The following is a 25801-nucleotide window of genomic DNA, read 5'->3' on the forward strand; positions in this document are numbered from 1 at the left end:
CGCGCGTTCAGGGCGCGTGCTGTGCGCCCCGAACCTCCGGATTGCGCCCCAAACCCGACCAACGCGCCGAGCATGAGCGGGTCAGGCGGTCGCGGGGGTCGCCTTCAGCAGCGCCCGCGCCGATGTGCTGCGCCGGCGCGCGACCGCCAGGATCGTCGCGCCCAGGCCGAGAAGCGTCCACACCACGAGGCCGGCGATCGCGGCGCCGAGGCCGGACGCCGACGTGAGGGCTGCGAGCATGCCGTTGTAGGCGGGGCCGGTGGGCAGCAGCGCCGCGACGCTCGAGAGCACACCGGGCACCGTCGAAACGACGCCGGTCGCGACGGCGAACACGCCGATGAGCGCGGCGATCCAGCGCCCGGCGCCGCCGAACACGGCGATCAGCGCCTGGTTCACCGCGGAGAACGCGATGCCCGCGACGACCGCGACCAGGGCGAACACCCACCAGTCCGCCCATGCGTACGACGCGGCGAGCTGCACGACGCCGGCGACCAGCAGACCCTGCAGCGCACCGAGTCCGGCGGCCGGCGCGAACGAGCGAAGCGCCAGCGCCGCCGAGGGCTTGCGCGACGTGAGTGCGCGACGCGACACCGCCTGAAGCGCGACGAAGGTGCCGAGCCCGCCGAACCACAGCGCGAGGGTCGCGAGCAGGGGGATGGCGGAAGCGCCGAACAGGGACGTGCCCACGCCCTCGGCCTCCACGGGGTTCGCCACCACGGCGGCGAGGTCGGTCGCCTCGTCGTCGGTGTACGACGGGAGGGAATCGGATGCTGTGGCGAGGCCGGTCGCGAGCTCGCCGGTGCCGTCCGCGAGCTGGGCCATACCGTCGGCGAGGCTCGTCGCACCGTCGGCGGCCTGGGTTGCGCCAGAGGCCAGTTGCGATGCGCCGTCGGAGAGACCGCTCGCACCGCTCTGGATGCCGGTGACGCCGGTCGCCAGCTGGCCCGCGCCCGCGGCCGACTGGTCGATGCCGCCGGCGAGCTGGGTGAGACCCCCCGCGAGTGTGCCGACCCCGGCGCCGATCTCCCGGAACTGGGCGGCGAGCTTCGCCGTGCCGTCCGTGTCGAACGCCTTCAGGGCGAACTGCGTGGTGCCGGCATCCTTCGCTGCCGTGGCGGCCTGTTCTGCCGCGTCGCCCGTGTCAGCTGCGGCGGTCGCGAGCTGCGTGCAGAAGTCGGAACCGGCCGGTGCGCACTGGGCCGCGAGCTTCGCGAGAGTGGCCGCCTGCGTGCCGATCGCCTGCGCCGTCGCGGCCGTGCTGGCGGCGGCCGTGTCCGCGAAGTTCGACACCGGGTCGGGAACGAGCCCGTTCTGCTCGAGCGTCGCGGCTCCGGCGTTCACGCCGTCCGCGATCTGCTGCGCACCGCCCGCGGCCTCGCGCGTCTTGCCGGCGATCGTCGTGAGCCCCGACTGCAGCGATGTCGCGCCGCCCGCGATCTGACCGGCGCCGCTCGCGAGCTGCGAGGCCCCGTCAGCCAGCTGCTCGTTCCCGTCGGCGAGCTGCGAGATGCCGCCCGGCAACTCGGCCGCGCCGTCGGCGGCCTGGGTCGCGCCGTCCGCGAGCTGCTGCGCGCCGTCGGCGGCGGTGCCGAGCTGGTCGCCCAGCGTCGTGAAACCGAGGAAGACGTTCTCGAGGTAGACGGTCGACAGCTGCGCCCCCATGGTGGAGGCGGCCGCCGAGGCGACCTGCGCCGTGATGGCGTCGTCGACGATGAGGCTGTCGGGCGGCGTCGTCACCTCGATCGTGGCCTGCTCGGGCGTCTCGCCCGGCCGGGTCGACAGGGCGGCCGCCGTGAAGTTCTCGGGGATCGTGATGACGGCGGCGTACGTGCCGTCCGCGAGGCCTGCGGCCGCGTCATCCGCGTTCGACAGCGTCCAGGTGAGGTTGCTGTCGAGGTCGTCCGAGCCCTCGACGAGGCCGGCGGTGAGCTGGCGGCCGAGCGGCACCAGCTGCCCGTCGACCGTGACCGGCTCGTCCTCGTTCACGATGGCTGCGGTCAGGTTGTCGAGCCGCTCCACCGGGTTGTACAGCGCGGCCACCAGGATGCCGCCGATGACGACGGGCAGCAGCAGCACGCCGATCAGCGTCAGCCACGTGACGGGCCGCGTCGAGCGCGCGCGCTCGACGGCCGTGGTGATCCAGTTCGGGGTCATGCGTTCACCTCTGCGGTGGGGGTGGTCTGGGCGGTGGCGGGGCGCAGCGTGATCGAGGTCACGTCGGGGCGGTGCGCGTCCGCGAGGAGCGCGAGAGCCGCGCTCTCGGTGCGGCCGGTCACGACGAGCGTCAGACGCTCATCACTCGCGGCCAGCGCCGCAGCCGCGTCGCGGAGCAGCGCTGCGGCCTGGTCGCGCTCCGCGTGATCGAGCGCGTCGACGCCCTCTATCACGACGAGGCCTGTCCTTCCGGCGAGGGCTCGGCGCAGCGCCGGAACGCGATCGTCGGCGTCGGCCAGGAGCGCGAGCCCGACGTGCGCGCGCACCCAGGCCCCGCGCTCGGGGAGCAGGTGCCCGGCGACGCGCAGGCGTCCGTCGGTGCTGGCGAGCCGCGCCGCGATCGTGAGCGCGAAGGCCCGCGCGGCGCGGGGTTCGCCGGTCGCGATGAGCGTGCCGCCCGGCTCGACGCGGAACGCGGCGTCCTCGAACAGCACGACCTCGCCGGCCGAGCCGCCCGCGTCCGCGCGCACGGCGACGCCGTCGCCGACGACCACGGCCGTCGTGTCCGGCTCCGGCCACCCGGCGAGCGACAGCTCGCGCTCGACGGCCTCACCCTCGATGTCGAAGTGGGGGAGGACCCGCTCGAGCCAGCGCGGCATCCACCACGCCTTGTCGCCGAGCAGCGTCATGATGGCCGGCACGAGCGTCATGCGCACGAGGAAGGCGTCGACGGCGATGCCGACGGCGAGGCCCAGCGCGATGGGCTTGATCGACGAGTCGCCCTCGGGCACGAAGGCCGCGAACACCGCGAACATGATGACGGCCGCCGCGGTGACCACGCGCGCCGAGGCCGTGAAGCCCGAGCGCACGGCGCCGACCGCGATGTCGCGACCGCTGCGCGTCGCATGGCCGCCGGCGGCGCGGCGGGCGTGGACGTAGTCCTCGCGCATACGGCTGACGAGGAAGACCTCGTAGTCCATCGCCAGTCCGAACAGCACGCCCATGAGGATGATGGGCATGAAGCTGATCACCGGGCCCGTGCGGTCCACGTGCAGGAGGTCCGCGCCCCAGCCCCACTCGAACACGGCGGCGACGACACCGAACGCCGCCATCACCGACAGCAGGTAGCCGAGAGCGGCCTTGATCGGCACCCAGATCGAGCGGAACACGATCATGAGGAGCACGAGCGACAGCCCCACGACGAACACGCCGAATGGCAGCAGGGCGGCGCCGAGGCGGTCCGAGATGTCGATGCCGACGGCGGTGAATCCGGTCACTTTCAGGTCGACGCCGTACTCGTCCTCGAGCTCCGGGGCGAGCGCGCGCAGATCGCGGACGAGCTGGGCGGTCGCGGGGTCGTCGGGTGCCGTCTCGGGCACGATCTGGATCAGCCCGGTGTCGGCGGTCTCGTTCGGCGTCGCGAGGGCGACCTCCTTCACGCCGGGGACCTTCTCGATCTCCGCCTTGAGATCGGCCATGAGTCCGAGCGGATCCGTGGAGGTCACGATCGTGCCCGTCATGATGAGCGGCCCGTTCGACCCCGGACCGAAATGCTCGGCCGTGAGGTCGTACGCCTGACGCGCCTGGCTCGACTCCGGCTGCTGGCCGGCGTTCGGCAGGGCGAGCGCGAGGCTCGCGGCAGGGATCGCCATGACGCCGAGGGTGAGGACCACGGCGACGGTGGTGACGATCGGGTGCCTGGTCACCAACTGCACCCAGCGGTTCGTCCTCTTCTTCAGCGCGGGCGCCGGGAGTGCCGCTTCGCCCGCCTCGACATCGGGGTCCGCGGTCCCCGCCGCGCTGTCGGCTTCCGGCGTCGTGGAGCGGCGGGCGCCGGGAAGCGGCATCCCTCTCCGCTTCCTGCCGTGGCCCCAGCCGGCGACGCGGTGCTTCGCGAAGCCGAGGAGGGCGGGCGTCAGCGTGATGGCGACCACGACGGCGATCGCCACGGCGACGGCGGCGGCGATGCCCATCGTCGTGAGGAAGGGGATGCCGGCGAAGCCGAGGCCGATGAGGGCGATGAGCACCGTGATGCCGGCGAACACGACGGCGGACCCCGCGGTGCCGGTCGCGCGCGCGGCGGACTCCTCGGGCTCGACACCGGCGCGCACCTGGTCCTGATGTCGCGCGACGATGAACAGGGCGTAGTCGATCCCGACCGCGAGGCCCAGCATGATCGCGAGCATCGGCGTCGTCGAGGACACCGAGACGAACGCCGTGGCGACGAAGATGAGCGCGATCGCGAGGCCGACTCCGATGAGCGCGGACACGAGCGGGAACCACGCGACGGCGAACGAGCGGAACGTCACGATGAGGACGAACAGCGCGATCAGCACGCCCACCGCCTCGATGAGGGACAGCGCGGGCACGGACGTCGAGAAGAGGTCGCCGCCCATGGCGACCTGCGAGCCCTCGGGGAGCGTCTCGCGCAGGTCGTCGGCGACGTCTTCGAGGCCTTCCTTCGTCTCGTCCGAGACATCGGTGGACTGGCCGTCGAACTGCAGACGGATGATCGCGGCGGAGTCGTCGTCCGACACCATGCCCGTCACCATCTCGTTGAAGGGGTCGGTCACGGCGATGACGCCGCCGAGGTCCTCGAGGTGCGCGACGGTGTCGTCGATCGCAGCCGCGTAGGGATCCTCGTCGATGTGGTCGCCTTCCGCGGTGACGATCACCAGCTGCGCGCTCGTGCCGCTCGCCTGCGGGAAGCTGCGGTCGAGGAGGGCGATGCCCTCTTGCGCCTCGGTGCCGGGGATCGTGAAGGAGTTGTCGGTGCCGCCCAGGTGAGGTGCGGCGAAGCCGAGGGCGATCAGCAGCAGCAGCAGCCACGAGACCAGCACCCGCCACGGGTGGCGGTAGGTCCAGCGGCCGAGCGCGTACAGAAGAGTCGACAACAGCGCCTCCGGTTACGGGTGGAGAGTTCGGGAACCGTCGATACAGCGCTGTATCGGATACATGAGTGTATCGTAGGGCGGACCCGTGGCCCGAACCTGAGTAGTGCGTGTGAGACTGGACGAGATGGAGGACCGATGACCGACACCCCCGTGGCCGAAGCGACCGGCACCTCTCGTCGTCGCGAGGCGACCCGGCAGAAGCTGCTGGATGCCGCCGCCCTGGTGTTCGCGGAAGTCGGCCTGGATGCAGCATCCGTCGAAGCGATCTGCGAGCGCGCGGGCTTCACGCGGGGGGCGTTCTACTCGAACTTCGAGACCAAGGACGAGCTCATGCTGGCGCTCACCGAACGAGTGGCCGGCGAGAAGATCGACGAGGTCGCCGAGCGCGTGGCTCTGCTGCAGGAGCGCGGCGAAGACCTCGAGCCGGGCGCCCTCGTGCGCCAGCTGCTCGACGTCGCGTTCGACAAGAAGCAGGGCATCCTGCTGACGAGCGAGATCCGCACCCGCGCCATGCGCGATCCGCGGCTCGCCGAGACCTACCTCGCGTGGCAGACGGGGATGGTCGAGCGCGTCGGCTCGTTCATCGAGGAGCTTGCGCTCACGTATCGGTTCCGCTTGCGCGTGCCCGCGCGAGAGTTCGCCGGCATCATCCTGCAGACCTGGGAAGACACCTCGGCCTTCGCCATCATGTCGGGCCTCAGCACCGCCCAGACGCACGCTCTCGTGAACGAGCGCACCGCGCGGCTCGCCACGGCTCTCGTCGACCCCCTCTGATCTCCTCGGGCTCTATCCGGTCGTTGAGCGAGCGTGCGAGTCGAAACCCCCCGCGCTTGTCGACCCCCTCCGAGTTCCCCGGTCGTTGAGCGAGCTTGCGAGTCGAAACGCCTCGCGCTTGTCGACCCCCTCCGAGTTCCCCGGTCGTTGAGCGAGCTTGCGAGTCGAAACCCCCCGCGCTTGTCGACCCCTCCGAGTTCCCCGGTCGTTGAGCGAGCTTGCGAGTCGAAACGCCCCGAGCCTTCCTCAGGCACTGAGCCCCGCCGGCGTCACTGCGCGGTGCGAAGCACGTCGTAGCAGCGGGCCACGCGGTCGAGCCACCACTGACGGCGGTCGGCGGATGCCGCGTGCGCGGCGAGCAGCGCCGGGTCGGGGGTCACCCTGCCCACGGCGAGCACGCCGGCGCGCGGCGTGAGTGGCGGATCCACGACGTCGGCCGTGAACAGCGACGCGGTGCCGAGCCCGCAGTCGTAGTCGTAGTCGAGCTCAGGGAGCGCCGCAGCCAGCGCCACGCCCATCGACAGCCCCACGGACGTATCGAGAGCGCTCGACACGATCGCGGGAAGCCCGGCCACCTCGACGATTCCGAGCGCCCGCCGCACCCCACCGAGCGGCTGCGCCTTGATCACCAGCAGGTCGGCCGCGCCCGCTCGTGCCACGGCGAGGGGATCCGTCGCCTTGCGCACGCTCTCGTCCGCCGCGATCGGGATGCCCATGTACTTCACGCGCCGGCGCAGCTCGGCGAGCTCCTCGACGCTCGCACACGGCTGCTCGACGTACTCGAGGTCGAATTCGGCCAGCGCATGCACCGCGTGCTCGGCCTCGTCGACGTTCCACGCGCCGTTGGCATCGACGCGGATGCGCCCCTCAGGCCCCATCGCCTCGCGCACCGCGCGCACGCGGGCGACGTCGTCCGCGAGCACCTGTCCGGGCTCGGCCACCTTGATCTTCGCGGTCCGGCAGCCGTCGTATCGCGCGAGAACGGACGGAACGGATGCTGCAGCCACGGCTGGCACGGTGGCGTTGACGCCGATGAGCTCCCGGCGGGCGGCGGGGCGCGGCATCCGTGAATCCTCGATGGCGGCAGCCAGCCACGTCGAAGCCTCGACGTCGTCGTACTCGGCGAAGGGGGAGAACTCGGCCCAGCCCTCCGGACCTTCGAAGAGGAGCGCCTCGCGCACGTCGATGCCGCGGAACCGCGTCGCGAGCGGCAGCGCCACCACGTGCGCGGTGTCGAGGATCTCGGCGAGCGGGGGGAGGTCTGCTGCGCTGCTCACGCCTCCATCCTGCCCCCAGTCGCCGACGCCTCCGTTCGCTTGCGTTGAATGTACGTGTCTTCCGCGTTCTCGCGTAGAGACACCGCAGGTGACGCGAACATCGATGTGCCGTTGACGATAGTGTGTGACACACAGTATGGTGTGAGGCATGAGCGAATCCGAGATCCTCGAGACGCACCTGCAGGAGCTGCGGCGCGGCACGGTCGTGCTGGCGTGCCTGCGGCTGCTCGAGACGCCCGGGTACGGCTACGGATTGCTCGAAGAGCTGGGGGAGCGAGGCTTCTCCACCGACGCCAACACCCTCTACCCGCTGCTTCGACGCCTCGAGAAGCAGGGGTACCTCACGAGCGAGTGGAACACCGACGAGTCCCGTCCGCGCAAGTTCTACCGCACCAGCCCCGCCGGTTCGCGCCTGGCGGGCGCTCTCACCGACGAATTCCACGCGATCGCCACGGCGATCGACGACCTTCCCCAGGAGAACTGACATGCACGCCACCACCCCCGCCACCCTCACCGACCGCTACGTCGACGCCGCCACGCGGACCGTCCCCGAGACCCAGCGGTCCGACCTCGCCGCCGAGCTGCGAGGCTCCATCGACGACCAGATCGAGGCGCGCATCGCCGACGGCGAGGAGTTCGCCTCGGCCGAGCGCGCGGTGCTCACCGACCTCGGGGATCCCGACAAGCTCGCCGCGCTGTACACCGATCGCCCCCTGTGGCTCGTCGGTCCGAAGTACTTCCTCGACTGGTGGCGGCTGCTCAAGCTGCTCCTCTACATCGTGCCCGCGTGCGCGGCGTTCGGGGTCTCGCTCGCGATGGTGCTCGACGGCGCCTCGTTCGGTGAGATCGTCGGCGCCGTCGTGCCGCTGATCCTCACTGTGGTCGTGCATCTTGCGTTCTGGACCACCCTGGTCTTCGTCATCCTCGAGCGCACCGGCCACGAGACGATGACCGGCCAGCCCTGGACACCCGACCAGCTGCCCGAGCCACGGCAGCGCGGCGCCGGCCTCGGCGACATGATCACCTCGCTCGCGTTCCTCGTGATCATGGCGGGCGTCGTGATGTGGGACCTCTTCGTCGGCTTCGTGCCCACCGAGCCGGGGCTCTCGTTCCTCGACCCGGGCCTCTGGCCCTGGTGGATCCTGGCGCTCTTCGGCGTGATGGCACTCGAAGCCGTGCTCGCCGTCGCCGTCTACGCCGTCGGACGCTGGACTGTGCCGCTGGCCGTGGCCAACGGCATCCTGAACCTCGTCATCGCGGTGCCGGCGCTGTGGCTGCTGTTCGAGGGACGCCTCATCAACCCCGAGTACTTCGCGACGATCATCTCCGACGACGCTGACGTCGTCGGCCCGATCGTGGGGACGGTGATCGGCTTCGTGATCGCGGGAGTCGCGATCTGGGACACGGTGGATGCCTCTCTCAAGGCGGTGCGCGCGCGTCGGCCGTGACGCGCGCTCACCTGAGGACCCGAGCCGGGATGCGGACGCGAGACCCGATCTCGCTCCGCATCCCGGCGCAATCCCTCCAACGAGGACCACCCCTCCGCGGCGGCCCTAGTCTTTCCCCATGCCCCTCCTCGACACTCCTGTGCGCCTCGGCGTGCAGCTGCAGCCCCAGCACGCCCCCTACTCCGCCTTCCGCGACGCGGTTCTCCGCCTCGAGGAGATGGGCGTCGACATCCTCTTCAACTGGGACCACTTCTTCCCGCTGACCGGCGACCCCGACGGCCTGCACTTCGAGTCGTGGACCATGCTCGCCGCGTGGGCGGAGCAGACCGAGCGCGTCGAGTTCGGTGCCCTCGTCAACTGCAACAGCTACCGCAACCCCGACCTGCAGGCCGACATGGCCCGCACGATCGACCACATCTCCGCGAAGGACGGCGTCGGCCGCTTCATCTTCGCCACCGGCTCGGGCTGGTTCGCCCGGGACTACGAGGAGTACGGGTATGACTTCGGCACCGCCGGGTCGCGCCTGAACGACCTCGCGGCCGGGCTCGAGCGCATCGAGGCGCGCTGGCAGAAGCTCAACCCGGCCCCGACGCGAGACATCCCGGTCATGATCGGAGGTTCGGGCGAGCAGAAGACGCTGCGCCTCGTCGCCCGCCACGCCGACATCTGGCACAGCTTCGTGCGCCCGGACCACCTGCCCCACAAGCTCGGCGTCATCGAGCGGTGGGCCGGGCGCGAGCAGCGCGACACGTCGAACCTGGTCATCTCGAACGAGCTGCACCGCCGCGACGAGGCCTACGCCGACGAGCTCTACGACGCCGGCGTGCGCCTCTTCACGCTCGGCTTCCACGGCCCCGACTGGGACTACGACCTCATCCGCCAGTGGCTGGCCTGGCGCGACGCCAAGAACGCCTGACTCTTTTCCCGACGGATGCTGCCGCCCGGCGCACGGCGCCGGGCCGCGGCATCCGTCATCCTCCGCGGACCGGTGCGGGGCTGGGGGGCGCCGCGCCGGGGCGGGCATCCGTCACGAACGAACCACAAGACAGGCCGGCGACTAAAATCGCCGGGGTGACCGCAGCACCGCCCGCACCCCGGTTCAGCCTCGACATCGACGGGGTTCCGCGTCCCGCGCGCTCGCAGCAGCTGCTCGACGGCGTGCGCGAGCGGGTCGTCATCGCCGACGGCGCGATGGGCACCATGCTTCAGCGGTACGACCTCTCGATCGACGGCGACTTCCAGGGGCTCGAGGGGTGCAACGAGATCCTCAACGTGTCGCGCCCGGACGTCGTGGGCGAGATCCATGACGCGTACCTCGCGGTCGGTGTCGACGCCGTCGAGACGAACACGTTCGGCGCGAACTGGTCGAACCTCGACGACTACGGCATCGTCGATCGCATCGCCGAGCTCGCCGAGAGGGGCGCCCGCATCGCGCGCGAGCGCGTCGAGGCTGCCGAGGCCGCCGACGGCCGCGTGCGCTGGGTGCTCGGGTCGATGGGTCCGGGCACCAAGCTCCCGAGCCTCGGGCACACCACCTACGACAACCTCAAGCAGACCTTCGCGCTGCAGGCCGAAGGCCTCATCGACGGCGGCGCCGACGCCTTCCTGGTGGAGACGAGCCAGGACCTCCTTCAGACGAAGGCCGCGATCAACGGCTGTCGTCAGGCGATCGTGAGCCGCGGCATCCGCCTCCCGATCTTCGTCGAGGTGACCGTCGAGACCACCGGCACCATGCTGATGGGGTCCGAGATCGGCGCTGCGCTGACGGCGATCGAGCCGCTCGGGGTCGACGCGATCGGCCTCAACTGCGCCACCGGTCCGACCGAGATGAGCGAGCACCTGCGGCACCTCTCGAAGCACGCGACGGTGCCGATCGCCTGCATGCCCAACGCCGGCCTGCCCGTGCTCGGCGCGAACGGAGCGCACTATCCGCTGACGCCCGTCGAGCTCGCGACCGCGCATGAGCAATTCGTGCGCGAGTTCGGGCTGGGCCTCGTCGGCGGGTGCTGCGGCACCACGCCCGAGCACCTCGCCGCGGTCGTCGAGCGCCTGCGTCCGGTCGGGGGCGTCGAGGCGCGCCGCCCGGAGCTCGACCCGGGCGTCGCGTCGCTGTACCAGCACGTGTCGTTCCAGCAGGACGCCTCGTACCTCGCGATCGGCGAGCGCACCAACGCGAACGGCTCGAAGGCGTTCCGCGAGGCGATGCTGGAGCAGCGCTGGGACGACTGCGTCGAGATCGCCCGCGATCAGATCCGCGTCGGCGCGCACCTGCTCGACGTCTGCATCGACTACGTCGGCCGCGACGGCGTCGCCGACATCCGCGAGGTCGTCTCGCGGCTCGCTTCGGCCTCGACGCTCCCGCTCGTCGTCGATTCCACCGAGCCCGCGGTCATCGCCGCCGGTCTCGAGCTCATCGGCGGTCGTCCGGTCGTGAACTCCGTGAACTACGAGGACGGCGACGGCCCCACCTCGCGGTTCGGCCGCATCATGCCGCTCGTCAAGGAGCACGGCACCGCCGTCGTCGCGCTGACGATCGACGAGCACGGCCAGGCCCGCACCGCGGACGGCAAGGTGCAGATCGCCTCGCGCCTCGTCGACGAGCTCGTGGGCGAGTGGGGCCTGCGCGTCAACGACATCATCGTCGACTGCCTCACCTTCCCGATCGCGACCGGCCAGGAGGAGACCCGGCGCGATGCGATCGAGACGATCGAGGCGATCCGGCAGATCACCGAGAAGTACCCCGGCATCAACACGACGCTCGGCGTCTCGAACGTGTCATTCGGTCTGAACCCGGCCGCGCGCAGCGTGCTGAACTCGGCGTTCCTCCATGAGGCGGTGGAGGCGGGCTTGACCTCCGGCATCATCGACGCGGCCAAGATCGTGCCGCTCGCGTCGATCTCGGAGGAGCAGCGCAAGGTCGCCCTCGACCTGGTGTGGGACCGCCGCGAGTACGACGCCGACGGCAACGTCACCTACGACCCGCTGGCACGGATGCTCGACCTCTTCGCCGGCGTCGACACCGCGGCCCTGCGCAACCAGCGGGCGGCCGAGCTCGCGGCCCTGCCGGTCGGCGAGCGGCTCGAGCGCCGCATCATCGACGGTGAGGGCAAGGGCCTCGAGGCCGACCTCGACCTCGCCCGCGCGGGCGGGCTGTCGCCCCTGCAGATCATCAACGACCACCTGCTCGAGGGCATGAAGGTCGTCGGCGAGCGGTTCGGCGCCGGCGAGATGCAGCTGCCGTTCGTGCTGCAGTCCGCCGAGGTGATGAAGAACGCGGTCGCTCTCCTCGAACCGCACATGGAGAAGTCGGATGCCTCGGGCAAGGGCCGCATCGTGCTCGCGACCGTCCGCGGCGACGTGCACGACATCGGCAAGAACCTCGTCGACATCATCCTCACCAACAACGGGTACGACGTCATCAACCTCGGCATCAAGCAGCCGATCGCCGACATCATCGCCGCCGCCGAGGAGCACGGCGCCGACGTGATCGGCATGTCGGGCCTGCTCGTGAAGTCGACGGTCGTGATGAAGGAGAACCTCGAGGAGCTCACCTCGCGCGGTCTCGGCACCAAGTGGCCGGTGATCCTCGGCGGCGCCGCGCTCACGCGCGCGTACGTCGAGGACGACCTCGCCTCGTTGTTCGACGGCGAGGTGCGGTACGCGCGCGACGCGTTCGAGGGCCTCGCGCTGATGGAGCCGCTGGTGAAGATCGCTCGCGGCGCCGACCCGGCGTCCGTCGGTCTGCCGGCGCTGAAGAAGCGGCGCCACGCGGCCGGCTCCAAGCTCACGCTGACCGAGCCCGAGGCGATGCCCGCGCGCTCGGACGTCGCATCCGACAATCCCGTGCCCGCCCCGCCGTTCTGGGGCACCCGCATCGTCCGCGGTCTCGCGCTGCACGACTACGCGGCGTTCCTCGACGAGCGTGCGACGTTCATGGGCCAGTGGGGCCTCAAGCCCGGCCGCGGCGAGGACGGCGCCACGTACGAGCAGCTCGTCGAGACCGAGGGCCGGCCGCGGCTGCGGTACTGGCTCGACCGCATCCTCGCCGAGGGCATGCTCGACGCCTCGGTCGCGTACGGGTTCTTCCCTGTCGTGTCGGAGGACAACGACGTCGTCGTGCTGCACCACCGGGACGACCCGTCGGGTGCCCTCGGCGCCCCAGGTCTCCTGGCCCCCGACGGCGGCTCGGGCGGCACGCTGGGCACCGACCGCCTCCGCTTCCACTTCCCGCGCCAGCGCCGCGACCGCCACCTGTGCCTGGCCGACTTCGTCCGATCGCGCGAGTCGGGTCAGGTCGACGTGCTGCCGGTGCAGCTCGTGACCGCGGGCGCGAACATCGACTCGGTCACGGCGAAGCTCTTCGCCGCCGACAAGTACCGCGACTACTACGAGCTCAACGGGCTCGTGATGCAGCTGACAGAGGCGCTCGCCGAGTTCTGGCACGCGCGCATCCGCTCCGAGCTCGGCTTCTCGCACGAAGACCCGACCGACACCGCGGGCCTCTTCAAGCTCGAGTACCGCGGCGCCCGCTTCTCCCTCGGCTACCCCGCGTGCCCCGACATGGAGGACCGCCACAAGGTCGTCGAGCTCCTTCGCCCCGAGCGCATGGGCGTCGAGCTCAGCGAGGAGCTGCAGCTGCACCCCGAGCAGTCGACGGACGCCTTCGTCTTCCACCACCCCGAGGCGAAGTACTTCTCCGTCTGACGGATGCCGCGGGCTGCGGCATCCGTGAAGGTGGCAGGTATGGGCGGCGTTGCGGCGGTCGCGGTGGTCACGTGGGCTCCTCCCGGCACGCGACCTTCACGACAGGGCAGCGGCGCGCTCTCGCGGGGCGGAGATGGACTGGGCACCCGATGCCAGCGGCTTCGTGCGGCGCAGTGCCGCGAGGATCGGCCGTCCGACGACGACCAGTCCGATGACGGTGGTGACCGCGCGGAGGGTGTCCCAGCTGAGGGTCGAGGTGACGAGCGAGTACAGCAGGAAGCTCGAGAGGTTCACATCGAGCGGTGCGCCGCCGTCGTACGAGATGCCGGTGCCGTAGCCGACGGCGAACGGCCAGAACCACAGGTTCATCAGCAGGCCGAACGCGTACGAGGCGACGACGCCGTAGACGCTCAGCATCGCGATCTCGCCGGCGCGCGGCATCCGTCGTGGCAGCAGTCCGGCGATGGCGCCCACCCACGCGCACGCGAACATCTGGAACGGCGTCCACGGGCCGAACGTGCCCGTGATGAGGGTGGAGAGGGCGATGGTCGCCATGCCGAGCAGCATCCCGAACCTGGCCCCGTAGGCGCGGCCGGCGAGGATCAGCAGAATGAACACCGCCTCGACGCCGCCGACGCCGGTGCCTGCGATACGCACGGCCGCACCGATCGCGGCGAGCGTGCCGAGGAGCGCGAGCATGTGAGCCGACCGCACGCTGCCGTCGAGTGTCGCGACGACGACGAGCGCCGCGAGCGGCACCAGGGCGAGCGCCGCGATCGGCACGGCCGCGTGCGCCTGCTCGGGCACCGCGGTCGCGACGAGTGGCCAGCAGAACGCCCCGAGCGCGACGAGGTTCGCGGCCGCGAGTGCGGCGAGCGGTGCAGCTGCGCGCCTGCGCCGCGGCGAGTCGCGTCGTCCGCCGACGCCTCCGCCGAGTGGGCGGGGTCCGGCGGATCCGGCGCCGCGATGCCTCGGGTCACCCGTCGTCCCGTCTCCACTGCCGTTTGCAGGACTCTCCACGCGACCGCCGTCGACAGCCGCAGAATTCCGGGCGGCGAACCAGTCGCCCCCGTATTGGTCCTGCGAACGGTCGGAGGGAGAGAGCGAAGATCGGGTCGCCGGCATCGCGACCGGGACGGATGCTGCGGCCAGCACGCCTGCGCTCATCGTCAGGGTCCGGTCGGCGAGGGCGATGAAGGCGGGCTCGTGCGATGCCACCAGCACGGCGGTGCCGGAAGCGGCGAGCGAGGTGAGCGCCGCCCAGACCAGGTCGCGTGCGGCGGGGTCGAGGCCGCGCGTGGGTTCGTCCACCATGAGCACTCGCGGCGAGCCCGCAAGCTGGATCGCCAGGGCGAGGCAGCGCCGTTCGCCCGCTGAGAGGTCGCGCGGGTGCCGTGCCATCCGCGCCGCGAACACGGGGGAACCGGGGTCGAGGCCCAGGAACCCCGCGAACCGCGCGGCGGTCGCGGATGCGGCAGCGCGCGCGGCCCGGCGATCGGCTCGGCGGCATTCGGCCGCAACGGTGTCGGAGACGAAGAGGTCGTCGGAGGCGTCCGGAACCAGCGCCACCCGACCGGTCGACTCGATCTCCGTCCCTCGGGCCGGCAGCGCGAGCGCGGCGAGCAGGCTCGACTTGCCGGCGCCGTTGGCACCGACGAGGGCGACGATCTCGCCGGCGTGCAGCTCGACGTCCGCCCCGGCCACGGCCACCGTGTCGCGGTGACGCACGGTGATTCCGCAGGCGCGGAGCACGCGCTCCCGCGCCTGTCCGGCTTCGGGGCGCATCCCGTGCGTTCGGGGCGTATGCCGTGCGCCCCGAACGTCGGCGGTGCGCCCCGAACCCGTGGGTGACTCCGCGGAGCCGATCACGCCGCCGTCGATCCTCAGCACCGTGTCGGCGATCCCTGCGACTGCGTCCACACGGTGCTCGGCCACCACGACGCACAACCCCGCCTCGTGCGCGAGGGCATCGAGCAGGCCGGCGATCCGCACGCGGGCGTCGGCGTCGAGGTCGGCGAGCGGTTCGTCGACGAGCAGCAGGATCGGGTGCTCGACGATCGCCGCCGCGATCGCGACGAGCGTCGCCTCGCCGGCCGAGAGGCCCCGCGTGGGGCGGTCGAGCAGCGGCGTCACCCCGACGCGGTCGGCGACCTCGGCCACGCGGGCGGCGGCGATCACGGGTGCGACACCGCGCAGTTCGAGCGAGAGCCCGATCTCATCGCGGACGCGCTCGGTGGCGAACGCGTCACGCGGATGCTGCAGCACGACACCCACGCGCCGCGCGAGGTCGCGCGGGGGCACGGCGGCGCGCTCGTGGCCGACGACCCGCAGCGATCCGGCGATCCAGCCGCCGTCCGTGTGCGGGTGCAGTCCCGAGATCGCGCGGAGCAGCGTCGACTTGCCCGACCCTGTCGCCCCGACGACGAGCGTGAGCGTGCCCGCCGCGAGCGCGAGCGAGGAGGGAAGACGGATGCCTCGTCCCGCGGTGCCGTCGCCGAAGCCGAGCTCCATGCCCTCGGCCTCGACCGGGGCGAGGCAGTCCCCGGCGAGCCCGCGCCCCGCGAAGCCGCGCAGCTCGAGCGCTGCGGCGACGGCTCCGGCGCGCTCGAGTGTGCGTTCCAGCAGGGGGAGCAGCATCCGTGCCCCGCCCCGCTCGCCGCGGAGGCGCTGCGCGAACCGCACCGCCCGGGCGCCGTCGGCCAGGGAGGGGAGCGTCGCCGCCGCGATGGCGAGCGCCCGCGCGATGCCGCGAAGCGGGCCGCGTCGCGACGCGCGCGCGAACACCCGGTGCAGGTCGACGACGGCGTTCACCACGCCGAATGCCAGGATCGCGAGCGCGATCGGCAGGGCGCTGGCCGCAGCATCCCACAGTCCGTCGACCGTGACGGGGCCCAGCAGCACCACATGCGCGAACGGCGACGGCAGTCGCACCGCCGGAAGGTCCAGCAGGACGAAGCCGTCGCCGTCGGCGCCGTGGAAGAGGATGCGGTAGACGACCCGGGCCGCCACGAACCCTGCGGCGAGGATCGCCGCGGCTCGCAGGGGACCGGGTCGGAACGTCATGTCAGGATGTCGGCGCGGCAGGCTCGCCGTTCAGGGTGAAGAGCAGCTCGAGCGACTCGCCCGGCTCGAGCTCGAGCGTCGAGATGCCCTCCTGGGCGTAGCCCCATTCGCCGCCGGCCGGCTTGACCCACATCGACCAATACGCGAACGCCGGGGACATCGCCTCGCACGTCTCGAAATAGTCCGAGCCGTCTTCGGCAGGGATTGCGAGGTCTTCGGCAGGCACGCCGTTGACGCGGCACACGGCGTCGTCGCCGAACTCGACGTTGCCCTCGGTCTCGACGCCGACGAGCGTCAGCGCGTCCGCGGCGGCGAGCGTCTCGTCGGTCGCGATGCACCACTGCTTGCTGTCGCCCTCATCGAGGGCCGACGCGTCGACGGCCACGGTGATGCCGGCGTCATCGGCGCACGCCTCGTCGCTGACCTGCACGGCCTGCGTCTCGGACGCCGTGGGCGTGGCCTCGGGCGCGTCGGACGAGCACGCGGCGAGGGCGAACAGCAGGGCAGCGGAGGCCGCGGCAGCCGCCACGGCGCGAAGAGTCGAAGTCACCGATCCAGGCTAGGCCCCGGTCGCGTGTGTCCGGTTGCAGATGACGGCCGCTCGGAGCCCGCCGTAGGCTGGCCGGGTGAGCGTTTCGGAACTCTTCGACGACAGCGAATGGCAGCAGGCACCCGGCCAGCCGGACGGCGGCTACACCGACATCACCGCCCACGTCTCGAAGGACGGCCGCATCGCGCGCATCGCGTTCGACCGGCCGGAGGTGCGCAACGCCTTCCGCCCGCACACCGTCGACGAGCTCTACCGCGCCCTCGACATCGCCCGCCAGGACCCGCGCGTCGGTGTCGTGCTGCTCACGGGCAACGGACCGAGCCCGAAAGACGGCGGCTGGGCGTTCTGCTCTGGCGGCGACCAGCGCATCCGCGGGCGCGACGGCTACAAGTACTCCGAGGACGAGACTGCCGTCCCCGCCGACGCGCAGGCCCGCGCCGGCCGGCTGCACATCCTCGAGGTGCAGCGACTCATCCGGTTCATGCCCAAGGTCGTGATCGCCGTGATCCCCGGCTGGGCGGCCGGCGGCGGGCACTCGCTGCACGTCGTGTGCGACCTCTCGATCGCCTCCGCCGAGCACGGCCGGTTCAAGCAGACCGACGCCGACGTCGGGAGCTTCGACGCCGGATACGGCTCGGCGTATTTCGCCCGGCAGATCGGGCAGAAGTTCGCGCGCGAGGTCTTCTTCCTCGCCGAGGAGTACTCCGCGCAGCGCGCGTACGAGATGGGCGCCGTCAACCGCGTGGTGCCGCACGCCGACCTCGAGCGCGAGGCCGTCGCGATGGCCCGCACCATCCTCACCAAGTCGCCGACCGCGATCCGGATGCTCAAGTTCGCCTTCAACGCCGTCGACGACGGCATGGTCGGGCAGCAGGTGTTCGCGGGCGAGGCCACGCGCCTCGCGTACGGCACCGACGAGGCGGTCGAGGGCCGCGACTCGTTCCTCGAGAAGCGCGACCCCGACTGGTCGCCGTACCCCTGGCACTTCTGATGAGCATCGGCTCCTCCACATCCCATGCCGGGGTCCTGGGAGCGCGGCGAGACCGCCTGCGCCGCCAGGCTCTGCAGGGGTTGATGGCCGCGTGAAGCTCGTACCCGTCGTCGGCGACGACCCCCGCGAGATCCTGCGGGGGCTGCGCGGCGCGCTCCACGGCGCAGGACCCGCGCTCGGGCTCGGTCTCGTCAGCGGGCATCCCGCCGACGTCCGGCCGGGGACCGCGGTGGTCGTGACGACCTCCGGATCGACCGGCATCCCGAAGAGCGTCGTCCTCAGCCGCGACGCCCTCACCGCGAGCGCGCTGTCGACGGCCGACCGGATCGGCGACGGCGCATGGCTGCTGGCGCTGCCCGCGAGCTACGTCGCCGGCCTGCAGGTGCTCGTGCGCTCGCTCGTCGCCGACCGTGAGCCCGCGATCCTCTCCGGCGCGTTCACCCCCCAGGCCTTCGCGGCTGCCGCCCTCACGATGGTGTCGACCGAAGGCGGCGAGCGCGTGCCCACCTACACGTCGCTGGTGCCCGCGCAGCTGTCGAAGCTGCTCGACGCGGCCGAGCACGACCCCTCCGTGCTCGCGGCCGTCCGCTCGTTCGAGACGATCCTCGTCGGAGGCCAGGCGCTTCCCGCCGTCACCCTGGAGCGCGCCGAAGCCGCGGGGGCGCGCATCGTGCGCACCTACGGCTCCACCGAGACCTGCGGCGGCTGCGTGTACGACGGCGTAGCCCTGGGCAACGTGCGGCTGCGCATCGAGCACGGCGAGGTGCAGGTCTCGGGCCCCGTCCTGGCCGACGGCTATCTGGGCGACGAAGAGCGAACGGATGCTGCCTTCCTCCGCGACCGCGACGGATCCCGGTGGTACCGCACCGGCGACGCGGGGCTCATCGAGGACGGGGTCCTGCGCGTGCGCGGCCGCCTCGACCACGTCATCGTCTCCGGCGGCCTCAACGTCTCGCTCGACCGCGTGGAGCGGATCGTGCGCGGGATCCCCGGACTCGCACTCGCCGTGGTGGTCGGGGTTCCCGACGAGCGGTGGGGCGAGGCATCCGTCGTCGTCGCCTCGCGGGGCGAGGCGCTGCGCCGCAGCGAAGCCGTACAGCTCGAGGAGGCGCGCGCCGCCGTGCAGGCCGAGATCGGCGCGCACGCCCGGCCGTCCCGGCTGGTGCTGGTCGACGAGCTCGCGACGCTGCCGTCCGGCAAGCCCGACCGCGAGGCGATCCGCCGCGCGGTGATGCTGCTGCACTGACGCGCTCGACCGGCTCACCGACGGGTCGAGCCGGCGACCGAGGTCGCGGTCAGCCCAGCGGGTAGGGACCGGTATCGACGACGCAGAATCGGTTGCCCTCGGTGTCTTCGAGCACGATCCAGTCGGCGTCGTCGGGGTAGTCGTCCCAATCGACCTCGCGCGCGCCGAGACCCAGCAGGCGCTCGACCTCGGCCGCCTGGTCCTCGGCGTACAGATCGAGGTGGATGCGGGGCGGATAGTGCTGCGGGTAGCCGGTGACCGACAGCGCGAGGCTCGCGCCAGGCGCCGACCAGTCGGCCTTGCCCGGTGGATCCAGGATCACCCAGTCCTCGCTGGGCTCGCTGCGGTTCACGTAGCCGAGGGCGGCGCGCCAGAAGTCGCCGGCGCGGCCGATGTCCTCGACGGTGAGGACGGTGGATCCGATGCTCAGCATGGTCTCCATCCTCGACCCGTCCGCGGGCAACCGACAGGGGGTCGACGATGCGCGGACTTCATCGGCGGGGCCCCTATGATGTGCATTCGTGGCAGGAACCCCGAGCAAGAAGCGCACCACCGCCGGACGCAAGAAGCAGCAGTCGCGCGGAAACCCGCAGAAGGCGCACGTCTCGCGAGACCCCGCGCACGTCGAGAAGCCGACCGCGCGCGACTGGATCGGCGCCGCGCGCCTGCGCACGCTGCCGCTCGCGATCACGCCCATCCTCGTCGGCACGGGGGCCGCGATCCTCGTCGTGGACGTCTTCCACTGGGTGATCGCGCTCTTCTGCCTCATCGTGTCGGTGTCGCTGCAGATCGGCGTCAACTACGCCAACGACTACAGCGACGGCGTGCGCGGCACGGACGACTTCCGCCTGGGTCCCGCCCGTCTCACGGCCGGCCGCAAGGTGAGGCCCCGCACCGTGCTGACGGTCGCGCTGGTGTTCTTCGCGATCGCCGCGATCGCCGGACTCGCGATCACGATCCGCACCCAGCAGTGGTGGCTCATCGCCGTCGGCGCCGTGTGCATCATCGCCGCGTGGTTCTACACAGGCGGCAAGCGCCCGTACGGCTACTACGGGCTCGGCGAGCTCTTCGTGTTCCTCTTCTTCGGCCTGGTGGCGACGCTCGGCACGACGTGGGTGCAGGCGTTCGCCCTCCCGCAGGAGGCGTGGTTCGGCGCCGTCGGCGTCGGCCTCATCGCCTGCGCCGTGCTGCTCGCCAACAACCTGCGCGACATCGACCAGGACCGCAAGGCGGGCAAGCGCACGCTCACCGTGCTGATCGGCCGCACCGCGACGCGCTGGCTGTTCACGGTGTTCCTGCTGATCGCGTTCGCCATCGCGGTGTTCCTGGCATGGATCGGGTACCCGATCGCGTGGCTGACGCTGCTGGCCCTCCTGGCCGGCGCACCCGCGATCCTCATCGTGTGGACTTACCGCGATCCCCGGGAGCTCGTCGTCGCCCTGGGCCTCACGTCACTCACGTCGGTCGCCTACGGCGCGTTCCTGATGTGGGCCTTCATCGGCTGACGGATGCTGCGCCCCGGCCTCCTGCGCCGGCGGCAGCGGGTGAGAAACCCCGATCCGGTGGCGAAACCGCGTGAGGAGTGGTGTTTCGCCCTGATCGAGGTTTCTCGCGGTCAGGCGCGGGACTCGGGCCGGTCGGTTTCCGGCGTCGAGGAGGCCGCGGCGTCGGCTGCGGCATCCTCCGCCTCTTCGTCGCCTGCGGCGGCGCGAGCCTTCGCGCGGCGCTCGGCCAGGCCCGACGTGACGTCGTCGAGGGGCTTGCGGAGGAACAGCACCGAGAGGCTGAGCCCGATGAGGGCGGCGAAGATGGCGGCGAGCCAGTAGTACTCGCGCATGATCGGGAACAGCATCAGGATGCCGAACGGCACGAGGAACGCCAGCAGCCGCAGCACCGAGTAGACGATGGCAGAGCGCGCTTTCACCTGTCCATCCTACGTTCCGCCCCGGGGGTGGCTTCGGCGACGGTTTCGTCTCGGAGCGCCCGCGACCGCCCACTCCGGGCCCCGCCCGCCTAGGATGGGAAGATGCCTCGGCTGCTGCTGATTCTGGCCCTGGTGGCGACCGCGTTCTGGGTCTTCACCATCGTCGATTGCGCGGTCCAGCCCCCGACCCGCCACCGCGGTGTGAGCAAGCCGATCTGGATCCTCATCGTGGTCCTGCTGCCCGTGCTGGGCGGTCTTCTCTGGCTCATCGTGGGCCGCGGGCGCGCGTCGTCCGTCGCCTCTCGACGGGCCCCCGACGACGACCCCGAGTTCCTCGGCCGCATCGGCACGATCAGCGACCAGGACGAGCGCATCCGTCGCCTCGAGGAGGAGCTCGCGCAGCTCGACGCCGAGGGCGAAGACCCGCGGTACAACCCGCCGGGCGGCCCCGCGGCATCCGACGACGCCACCGCACCCGGAAGCGCCGCCGCCGGCGGCACCGCGACGCCGGGCACCCCGCCGCAGCCGAAGCCGCCGATCCGTCCCGCGGACGGCGACGACGACGCCCGCGGTCAGCGCGGGGCCATCGGCTGACGTGACCGACTCCCACAGCGCCCCAGCCACTACCGAACCCGCTGCCGCGCTCGACTCCGCGCCCGCCACCGATGCCGCCGCGGCGCTGCTGTGCCGGCTCGTCGAGCTGGGCGTGCGTCACGTCGTGCTGAGCCCGGGCTCACGCTCGCAAGCACTCGCCCTGGTCGCCGCCGAACTCGAGCGGCGCGGCGCCGTCCGCCTCCACGTGCGGATCGACGAGCGCGTCGCGGGCTTCACCGCCCTCGGCATCGGTCGGGAGACGCGGATGCCGGCGGCCGTCGTCTGCACGTCGGGCACCGCGGTCGCGAACCTGCTGCCGGCCGCGCTCGAGGCCCATCACGCCGGCGTTCCGCTGCTGCTGCTCACCGCCGATCGCCCGCCGGAGCTGCGCGGCGTCGGTGCGAACCAGACGACGCGCCAGCCCGGGATGTTCGCGCCCACCGTGCGGCTCGAGGCCGACGTGCCGGTGCCCGAGGCACTCGACGCCGACGGCACGCACGAGCAGAGCGCGATGCTGCGCCTCCTCGCCGAGGACGCCGTCGCCGCTGCGCTGGGCGCGGGCACGCGGTCGCCGGGGCCGGTGCACCTGAATCTGCCGTACCGCGAGCCGCTGTCGGGCGCCCTCCCCGCGTGGCTGGGCGTGCCCGCCGCCGAGCTCGAGACCGCTGTCGTCGACGACCCCGACGGACCCCCGGTCGCCGTCGACGCCGAGGATGAGGCATCCGGTGCGCTCTATCAGGGTGGGGGAGGCATCGGCGAGGCCGACCTCCCGACCGAGCCCGAGGACGCGCCGCTCGTGCTCGAGCGGGGTCCGCGCACGATCGTCCTGGCGGGCGCCGACGCCGGTCCCGACGCGGAGGAGCTGGCCCACGTCGGCGCATGGCCCCTCATCGCCGAGATCGTCAGCGGCGCACGCTTCGGGCGCCACCTCGTGCACGGCTACCGCGCGCTGCTGCGCGACCCGCAGCTCGGCGGCCGCATCGAGCGCGTCGTCGTGCTGGGCCACCCGACGCTCAGCCGTGAGACCGCCGCACTGCTCTCCGACCCCGATCTCGAGGTCGTCGCGGTCCGCGGACCCGGCGAGCCGCTCAACCTCAACGGCGCGACGCTCGCCGCCGACCGCATCGCCGTCGCGACCGGCGACCCCGATCGCGAATGGCTCGGGGCGTGGCTGCAGGCGTCGCGCGCAGCATCCGTCGATCTCACTCCGCCGGCTCCCGACGCCGACGGTCTCTCATCGGCGGTGCCGGGGGAGCGGCTCGGCGCGATCGCGGCGGAGCTCGGTGTGATCCGTGCACCCGTCGACCGCGCTGCGCTCGTCGACGCCGTCTGGCGTGCGACGTGGCCGCACGACCGGCTCGTGTTCGGCTCGTCGCGGCTCGTGCGCGTGGCCGACCAGGTGCTCCCCGGCAAGAAGGTGCCGGTGCACGCCAACCGCGGCCTCGCCGGCATCGACGGCACGATCGCGACGGCGACGGGCATCGCCCTCGCGAGTCAGTCCGGAGGAGGCGCGGGTGTCACGCGCGTGGTCCTCGGCGACCTCGCGCTGCTGCACGACGCCGGTGCGATGCTGCTGCCACCGCGGGAGGACGAGCCGCGCATCCAGCTCATCGTCGGCAACGACGGCGGCGGCACGATCTTCGACGGGCTCGAGGTGGCCGCCGTCGCGGGCGCCGAGGTGATGGATCGGGTGCTGCTGACCCCGCACACCGTGCGCCTCGAACAGCTCGCGCTCGCGTACGGCTGGGAGTACCGCCGCGTCACGACGCGCTCGGCTCTCGACCAGGCGCTGACGTCGCCGATCGGCGGGAGGCAGCTCATCGAGGTGCCGCTCGAGCGCTGAGCCCGAGGCATCCGCCATGATGGCTCCATGATCGCCTCGAGTCAGAAGCACTGGAGCGGCGACGTCGCCGATCTCCTCCGAGTGAGCGAGGGTTTCGTCCTCGCCGACGTCGACACCCGATCGACGCCGGGATACGAGAAAGACAAGGTGCATGCGGCAGAAGACCTGAAGGCGGGTTCGGCCGAGCTCGACGAGTACCAGGAGCGCCTCTATGCCCGCAGCCGGGTCGATGCGACGAACGCCTCCGTGCTGCTGGTACTGCAGGCGATGGACTCCGCCGGCAAGGGCGGCATCATCCGCCACGTCGTGGGGTCGGTGGATCCGCAGGGCATCGTGCTCTCGGCGTTCAAGAAGCCCACGGACGAGGACCTGAAGCACGACTTCCTGTGGCGGGTCAAAGAGCGGCTTCCCGTCTCGGGCATGATCGGGGTCTTCGACCGCTCGCACTACGAAGACGTGCTCATCGGGCGGGTGCGACGGCTCGCCCCGGAGCAGGAGATCGAGCGCCGCTACGCGGCGATCAACGACTTCGAGCGTCAGTTGACCGATTCCGGCACGCGGGTCGTCAAGGTGATGCTGCACATCTCGGCGGATGAGCAGAAGAAGCGCCTGATGCGGCGCCTCAACCGTCTCGACAAGCACTGGAAGTACAACCCGACCGACGTCGACGAGCGCGAGTTGTGGCCGCAGTACATGGCGGCGTACCAGACCGTCTTCGAGCGGACCTCGACCGAGCACGCGCCCTGGTTCGTCGTGCCCGCCGACCACAAGTGGTACGCCCGCCTCGCCGTCCAGAACCTGCTGCTCGAGGCACTCGAGGACATCAACCCGCAGTGGCCGAAGGCGACGTTCGACGTCGAAGCCGAGAAGCGGCGCCTCGCGGCCACCTGATCCGCTGACGGATCCCCACCGAACGCCTCCCTGCCGAACCGTCGGGGCGTACGGTGGGCCGCCCTTCACTCAGGCGAGGGCGTCGACGATCGGACGGAACTTCACCCGCGTCTCGAGCAGCTCCTTGTCGGGATTGCTCTGGGCGACGATCCCGGCGCCCGCGTGGGCGACGACCGGGATCGTCGCGCTGTAGGTCGCGAGGTTGCGCGGCGGCGGCCCGCCGATCTGCGCGCAGCGCAGGGCGATGGCCCACTCGCCGTTGCCGTCGCCGTCGACCCAGCCCACCGGGCCCGCGTACCGGCCCCGGTCGAAGGGCTCGAGCCGGCGGATCAGGTCCAGCGCAGCCTCCGTGGGAGTCCCCGCCACCGCAGCGGTGGGGTGCAGCGCCGCGACCAGATCGAGCGCCGACGCGTGGTCGGCGAGGTCGCCCGCGAGGTCCGTCGCGAGGTGCCACAGGTTCGGGAGCTTCAGCGTGAACGGCTCGGGGTCGGCGCGCAGGTGGCGGACGTGGGGGCCCAGCGTCGCGAGCACGCTCTGCACCGCGTAGCGGTGCTCGTCGAGGTCTTTGCCGCTGTGCGCGAGGGTGGTGGATGCCTCGGTGTCGTCGTGCGCGTCTGCACCGCGCGGGATCGTCCCGGCGAGCACCCGCGCGGTGACCACGCCGCGCGAGGCCGTCACCAGCGTCTCGGGGCTCGCGCCGATGAGCCCGTCGACCGCGAAGGTCCAGGTGTCGGGGTAGTCGTCTGCGAGGGCACGGACGAGGCGGCGCAGGTCGGCGCCGGCGGGGATGGTGCCGACGAGGTCGCGCGCCAGGACGACCTTCTCGAGCTCGCCGCGCACGATCGCGTCGACGGCCTCGCGCACGGCCGCCTGGTAGCCGGCGGGGTTGAGGGTACCGGGGCCGAGCGTGGCCGACCAGTACGGGCCGTACGGCGTGGGCTCGACCGCCGGGTCGGGGCGCGAGACGTGCGTCTGGCGGATGCGCGTGACCCACGACCGCCCGCGATGGCGGCCGATGACCGCCTGCGGGATGGTGAGGAGGCTGGTCGCCGCCGACCGCTCATCGAAGACGAGCGTCCCGAACGCGACGAGGCCGGTGCCGGGAAGACCCACCGGGTCGTCGATCTCCGCTGTCGCCGCGAGGTGCCGCCAGTGGTCGGCCGGCGACCGCAGGGTGGCCGCATCGACCCCGAGCGGGACGCGGGGGTCGCGCCGATAGCCCCCTACGCTGCCGATGCCGACGATGCCGTCGCCGCGGCGCAGCCAGGCGAGCGGCTCGTCGGGAGAGGCGTAGGCGAGGAGGTCGTCGACGTGCTCGATCTCGCGGGTCTCGACCACCAGCTCAGGCGGGCGGTGCGAAGATGTCACCACTCCAGCCTAGCTTTCGGCGGATCTTCCGCCGCCCCGTGGGTGGGAGCGCATCCCCGTGCCGCGAGGTCGGCCACCGT

Annotated in this window: 19 protein-coding genes; 11 read left to right on the top strand and 8 right to left on the bottom strand. The window is 71.9% G+C overall.

From position 1 onward, the window contains the following. Window positions 1-81 precede the first annotated feature (81 nt). Together MRBLWH7_RS18305 and MRBLWH7_RS18310 are read right to left on the bottom strand one after the other, a co-directional pair. Window positions 82-2154 carry a YhgE/Pip family protein gene (locus MRBLWH7_RS18305; RefSeq protein WP_341997100.1) on the bottom strand — a complete coding sequence of 691 codons (2073 nt, stop codon included), beginning with the start codon at window positions 2152-2154 and terminating at the stop codon, window positions 82-84. Then, window positions 2151-5048, bottom strand: a complete 2898-nt coding sequence (locus MRBLWH7_RS18310) for an MMPL family transporter (RefSeq protein WP_341997102.1) — start codon at window positions 5046-5048, stop codon at window positions 2151-2153. Before MRBLWH7_RS18310 ends, MRBLWH7_RS18305 begins: the two co-directional genes overlap by 4 nt. Before the next feature lie 135 nt (window positions 5049-5183). Here MRBLWH7_RS18310 and MRBLWH7_RS18315 point away from each other — a divergent pair, with 135 nt between their 5' ends. After that, window positions 5184-5822, top strand: coding sequence for a helix-turn-helix domain-containing protein (locus MRBLWH7_RS18315; protein ID WP_341997104.1), 639 nt, complete (start codon window positions 5184-5186; stop codon window positions 5820-5822). Between the two features lie 269 nt (window positions 5823-6091). Here MRBLWH7_RS18315 and MRBLWH7_RS18320 read toward each other — a convergent pair whose 3' ends face one another. Next, window positions 6092-7099, bottom strand: coding sequence for an o-succinylbenzoate synthase (locus MRBLWH7_RS18320; RefSeq protein WP_341997106.1), 1008 nt, complete (start codon window positions 7097-7099; stop codon window positions 6092-6094). 148 nt (window positions 7100-7247) lie between these two features. Between MRBLWH7_RS18320 and MRBLWH7_RS18325 the strand changes: the two genes are divergently transcribed. The 4 genes from MRBLWH7_RS18325 (at window position 7248) to metH (ending at window position 13251) form a co-directional block, all read left to right on the top strand. After that, window positions 7248-7583 (top strand): PadR family transcriptional regulator, encoded by a 336-nt coding sequence (locus tag MRBLWH7_RS18325; RefSeq protein ID WP_341997108.1) that lies wholly within the window; start codon window positions 7248-7250, stop codon window positions 7581-7583. Window position 7584: 1 nt separating this feature from the next. Further along, window positions 7585-8547, top strand: coding sequence for a permease prefix domain 1-containing protein (locus MRBLWH7_RS18330; protein WP_341997110.1), 963 nt, complete (start codon window positions 7585-7587; stop codon window positions 8545-8547). A gap of 118 nt (window positions 8548-8665) precedes the next feature. Continuing rightward, window positions 8666-9463 carry an LLM class F420-dependent oxidoreductase gene (locus tag MRBLWH7_RS18335; protein ID WP_341997112.1) on the top strand — a complete coding sequence of 266 codons (798 nt, stop codon included), beginning with the start codon at window positions 8666-8668 and terminating at the stop codon, window positions 9461-9463. Between the two features lie 155 nt (window positions 9464-9618). Then, on the top strand, window positions 9619-13251 hold the full coding sequence (metH, locus tag MRBLWH7_RS18340; RefSeq protein ID WP_341997114.1) for a methionine synthase: 3633 nt from the start codon (window positions 9619-9621) through the stop codon (window positions 13249-13251). A 96-nt stretch (window positions 13252-13347) separates the two neighbouring features. Here metH and MRBLWH7_RS18345 read toward each other — a convergent pair whose 3' ends face one another. Next, window positions 13348-16314, bottom strand: coding sequence for an ATP-binding cassette domain-containing protein (locus tag MRBLWH7_RS18345; protein WP_341997116.1), 2967 nt, complete (start codon window positions 16312-16314; stop codon window positions 13348-13350). Window position 16315: 1 nt separating this feature from the next. Beyond that, complete coding sequence (locus MRBLWH7_RS18350) at window positions 16316-16864, bottom strand: hypothetical protein (RefSeq protein WP_341997118.1); 549 nt, start codon at window positions 16862-16864, stop codon at window positions 16316-16318. Between the two features lie 76 nt (window positions 16865-16940). Here MRBLWH7_RS18350 and MRBLWH7_RS18355 point away from each other — a divergent pair, with 76 nt between their 5' ends. Together MRBLWH7_RS18355 and MRBLWH7_RS18360 are read left to right on the top strand one after the other, a co-directional pair. Further along, complete coding sequence (locus tag MRBLWH7_RS18355) at window positions 16941-17855, top strand: 1,4-dihydroxy-2-naphthoyl-CoA synthase (protein ID WP_341997120.1); 915 nt, start codon at window positions 16941-16943, stop codon at window positions 17853-17855. Window positions 17856-17946: 91 nt separating this feature from the next. Beyond that, a complete protein-coding gene (locus tag MRBLWH7_RS18360) occupies window positions 17947-19101 on the top strand; it encodes an AMP-binding protein (RefSeq protein ID WP_341997122.1) in 1155 nt (384 codons plus the stop codon). A gap of 49 nt (window positions 19102-19150) precedes the next feature. Here MRBLWH7_RS18360 and MRBLWH7_RS18365 read toward each other — a convergent pair whose 3' ends face one another. Then, complete coding sequence (locus MRBLWH7_RS18365) at window positions 19151-19534, bottom strand: VOC family protein (protein ID WP_341997124.1); 384 nt, start codon at window positions 19532-19534, stop codon at window positions 19151-19153. Window positions 19535-19622: 88 nt separating this feature from the next. On the opposite strand from MRBLWH7_RS18365, the gene MRBLWH7_RS18370 reads away from it, so the two are divergent. After that, a complete protein-coding gene (locus tag MRBLWH7_RS18370; protein WP_341997126.1) occupies window positions 19623-20606 on the top strand; it encodes a 1,4-dihydroxy-2-naphthoate polyprenyltransferase in 984 nt (327 codons plus the stop codon). 110 nt (window positions 20607-20716) lie between these two features. Here the strand turns inward: MRBLWH7_RS18370 and MRBLWH7_RS18375 are convergent, their stop codons facing one another. Continuing rightward, window positions 20717-21025 carry a DUF4229 domain-containing protein gene (locus MRBLWH7_RS18375; protein WP_341997128.1) on the bottom strand — a complete coding sequence of 103 codons (309 nt, stop codon included), beginning with the start codon at window positions 21023-21025 and terminating at the stop codon, window positions 20717-20719. A gap of 102 nt (window positions 21026-21127) precedes the next feature. Between MRBLWH7_RS18375 and MRBLWH7_RS18380 the strand changes: the two genes are divergently transcribed. Genes MRBLWH7_RS18380 through MRBLWH7_RS18390 form a run of 3 tightly spaced genes read left to right on the top strand, consistent with a single transcriptional unit; the run spans window position 21128 to window position 24353 of the window. Further along, window positions 21128-21619 (top strand): PLDc N-terminal domain-containing protein, encoded by a 492-nt coding sequence (locus tag MRBLWH7_RS18380; protein ID WP_341997130.1) that lies wholly within the window; start codon window positions 21128-21130, stop codon window positions 21617-21619. A gap of 1 nt (window position 21620) precedes the next feature. Next, complete coding sequence (gene menD / locus MRBLWH7_RS18385) at window positions 21621-23462, top strand: 2-succinyl-5-enolpyruvyl-6-hydroxy-3-cyclohexene-1-carboxylic-acid synthase (protein ID WP_341997132.1); 1842 nt, start codon at window positions 21621-21623, stop codon at window positions 23460-23462. 27 nt (window positions 23463-23489) lie between these two features. Next, on the top strand, window positions 23490-24353 hold the full coding sequence (locus MRBLWH7_RS18390; protein ID WP_341997134.1) for a PPK2 family polyphosphate kinase: 864 nt from the start codon (window positions 23490-23492) through the stop codon (window positions 24351-24353). A gap of 69 nt (window positions 24354-24422) precedes the next feature. On the opposite strand, the gene MRBLWH7_RS18395 is transcribed toward MRBLWH7_RS18390, so the two are convergent. Next, window positions 24423-25721 carry a chorismate-binding protein gene (locus tag MRBLWH7_RS18395; RefSeq protein ID WP_341997137.1) on the bottom strand — a complete coding sequence of 433 codons (1299 nt, stop codon included), beginning with the start codon at window positions 25719-25721 and terminating at the stop codon, window positions 24423-24425. Window positions 25722-25801: the final 80 nt, after the last annotated feature.

The organism is Microbacterium sp. LWH7-1.2 (genome assembly GCF_038397755.1).
Classification (GTDB): Bacteria; Actinomycetota; Actinomycetes; order Actinomycetales; family Microbacteriaceae; genus Microbacterium.

What these genes read in the sequence shown, in the direction of transcription:
- MRBLWH7_RS18305 (WP_341997100.1), bottom strand. Translation starts at nt 2,154, where the DNA reads ATGACCCCGAACTGGATCACCACGGCCGTCGAGCGCGCGCGCTCGACG.
- MRBLWH7_RS18315 (WP_341997104.1), top strand. Translation starts at nt 5,184, where the DNA reads ATGACCGACACCCCCGTGGCCGAAGCGACCGGCACCTCTCGTCGTCGC.
- MRBLWH7_RS18325 (WP_341997108.1), top strand. Translation starts at nt 7,248, where the DNA reads ATGAGCGAATCCGAGATCCTCGAGACGCACCTGCAGGAGCTGCGGCGC.
- MRBLWH7_RS18330 (WP_341997110.1), top strand. Translation starts at nt 7,585, where the DNA reads ATGCACGCCACCACCCCCGCCACCCTCACCGACCGCTACGTCGACGCC.
- MRBLWH7_RS18335 (WP_341997112.1), top strand. Translation starts at nt 8,666, where the DNA reads ATGCCCCTCCTCGACACTCCTGTGCGCCTCGGCGTGCAGCTGCAGCCC.
- MRBLWH7_RS18345 (WP_341997116.1), bottom strand. Translation starts at nt 16,314, where the DNA reads ATGACGTTCCGACCCGGTCCCCTGCGAGCCGCGGCGATCCTCGCCGCA.
- MRBLWH7_RS18365 (WP_341997124.1), bottom strand. Translation starts at nt 19,534, where the DNA reads ATGCTGAGCATCGGATCCACCGTCCTCACCGTCGAGGACATCGGCCGC.
- MRBLWH7_RS18380 (WP_341997130.1), top strand. Translation starts at nt 21,128, where the DNA reads ATGCCTCGGCTGCTGCTGATTCTGGCCCTGGTGGCGACCGCGTTCTGG.
- MRBLWH7_RS18390 (WP_341997134.1), top strand. Translation starts at nt 23,490, where the DNA reads ATGATCGCCTCGAGTCAGAAGCACTGGAGCGGCGACGTCGCCGATCTC.